We start from the raw sequence: 2366 nt of genomic DNA on the forward strand, positions 1-2366 counted from the left end.
TTATTTGCTACTAAAGCTGCTAATAACCCATCAAATTTCATATCCTTAATTTCAAGCTCTACTTCTAATTCTTCTGCAATAGCCTTTGCAATTTCAATATCAAAACCTACGATCACATCTTCTCCATTGATTTCTTTATGAAATTCATAGGGTGGATAATCAGCAGACGTTCCTAATACAATTTTTCCTTTGCTTTTAATTTCTTCTAATTTACTACTATCTGCACTACTCGCTTTTTGATTACATCCTGTAAATGAAAACACCATACATCCTATCAATAAGATAGTCATTATTTTTTTGAACATATTTTATTTCCCCCTAATCTTTTATTCTTGTAACATTATACATCTTGCATAATAATTATTCAAGTGAATATTTACAAATATAAATGTTTTTTTATTTTTCTTTTATTCTCGGTAAAATATTTGCTCCTTGTGGAGCCAGATATATTTTAGGGGATTTTTTCATTTTGATTTGATCTAATGCCTCTCTTATTTCTTTAACAACAATAATTCCTATTCTTTGCATTACCTTAGAATCCATTTCTGAAACCAAAATAATTTTATATTTTTGAGCCATTTCTGCAATCATATAAGCAATATATTTACTTACAGTAAAATCTTTTCTCAGTGCTCTTTCTCTTTGTATATTATTTTCATAATCCTCAATAATTTGACGCATATCTTCATTCCCTATTCCTTCTGTACACTGAGCAAGAAGAACAATATATCCTCCTACTTTTACACATTCTTTCATATTACTTAAAGCTTTTGAAGCTTGGTACAGATTTATATCTTTTGGATAACCTCCAGCTGATGCAATCACTACATCTGCTTTTTCTTGTATCAATACCCCATCAAATTCATCTACTATTTTTGTGCCTACTTCATGGGCTTGATCATAGTGACCTGCTACTGCGTGAGCAATATTTCCTTTTTCATTGATGACAACATTAAATAAAAAAGATGGCTTCACCATATGACAGGCTTCCATCATATCTAAATGAATAGGATTTTTATCAATGTTTCCGCATCTTACTTCTTCATTGATTCCATCTCCAATATTCGGATTAAGAGCTAGCGCATGATTGAACATAATAGTTTCATAGCCACTAATTCCAGGCAAAATAGACTTTCTTCCTCCACCCCATCCTGCTAAATCATGAAAGATTATTGCTCCCGTCAAAATAACATGGTCACTTTCTATTGCCTTTTTATGAATATATACTGGATTATGAAAGCTAGTTTCTCCTAAATATACAAGATTCTTTTGATCATAACAATCGTGATCGATCACTTCAAATTTATCCAATAAATCTCCTAGAAGGATTCTATGTTCTTGATTTGTCTGTTTTCTATGAGATCCAGTAGCACATAAAAAAGTAATATCTTTCTCATCTACTCCTCCTTTATAAAGTTCCTCTAAAATATATGGTAAAAATACATTCATTTTCTGCCATGCTCTCGTTATATCAGAAATAATAATACATATTTTTTCTTTTGCCTTTACAATATCTTTCAAAGGTTTTGTTCCTATTGGATTTTTTAAAGCATTTAAAATCATGTCTTCTTCTGTTTTTTCTTCTGTTTGCTCATTACTAGTAAGTACTTTTAATAAATTTTTTTTTGGTATAGACACATCTATAATATTTTTCTCATATTTCATTTTTATTATTTCCACAAAATCTCCTCTTTTCAGTCTACAAATTAAATTTTAACTTTCTAATCCTATTTTTCTCTATTTCTGCATATTTTCCAAACTAAAAAATTTAATGATACCCTTTATCCCTTTATCTACAAGCTTAAGGCTCGAATACTCGAGCCTTGTATTTTTTACTCTTCTGAAAGCTTTGTAGCTTCCATAATAAACTCATCTATTTTTCCTTCTGCGATCAATTGATCCAATATTTTATTGATCTCTTGTACTAGATCTTCATTACCTTTATTAATAGCAATAGCAGCACTTTCATCTTCACCTAAAGAAATTTCTGGTACCTTAAATTTACTATTGTTATTTTCATGAGCAGTTGCTACAGGCTTTACCAATATAATTCCATCTATTTTTTTATTAGAAAGTTCAAGGACTAAATCAGTAATTTTGCTTAGAGATTTTACTTGTGCTCCTTCTATTCCTTTAGCAATCTCCTCTTGTACGGTAGCCTTTTGTACTCCTATTTTAAGCCCTTTAAGATCTTCTATACTTTTAATCTTATCTTCATCCTCTGCTCTGATTAAAATTCTTTGTTGTGCATTGTAATATGTTTTTGTAAAATCTACACTTTTTGCTCTTTCTTCTGTAGGAACCATACCTGCTATAATAAAATCTATTTTATTTGCTACTAAAGCTGCTAATAACCCATCAAATTT

General features: G+C 29.9%; 3 protein-coding genes. All 3 read right to left on the reverse strand.

Going from position 1 to position 2366, the window contains the following annotated elements:
* Positions 1–305 (reverse strand): transporter substrate-binding domain-containing protein (locus EK368_RS07895; RefSeq protein ID WP_129598228.1); only part of this gene is annotated, 305 nt, incomplete at its 3' end.
* Between the two features lie 91 nt (positions 306–396).
* Positions 397–1680 carry a nickel-dependent lactate racemase family protein gene (locus EK368_RS07900; protein ID WP_129598230.1) on the reverse strand — a complete coding sequence of 428 codons (1284 nt, stop codon included), beginning with the start codon at positions 1678–1680 and terminating at the stop codon, positions 397–399.
* Positions 1681–1832: 152 nt separating this feature from the next.
* A partial coding sequence (locus EK368_RS07905; RefSeq protein WP_129598232.1) for a transporter substrate-binding domain-containing protein occupies positions 1833–2366 on the reverse strand: 534 nt, incomplete at its 5' end.

The sequence above is a fragment of the Anaerophilus nitritigenes genome (assembly GCF_004138215.1).
Classification (GTDB): Bacteria; Bacillota; Clostridia; order Peptostreptococcales; family Thermotaleaceae; genus Anaerophilus; species Anaerophilus nitritogenes.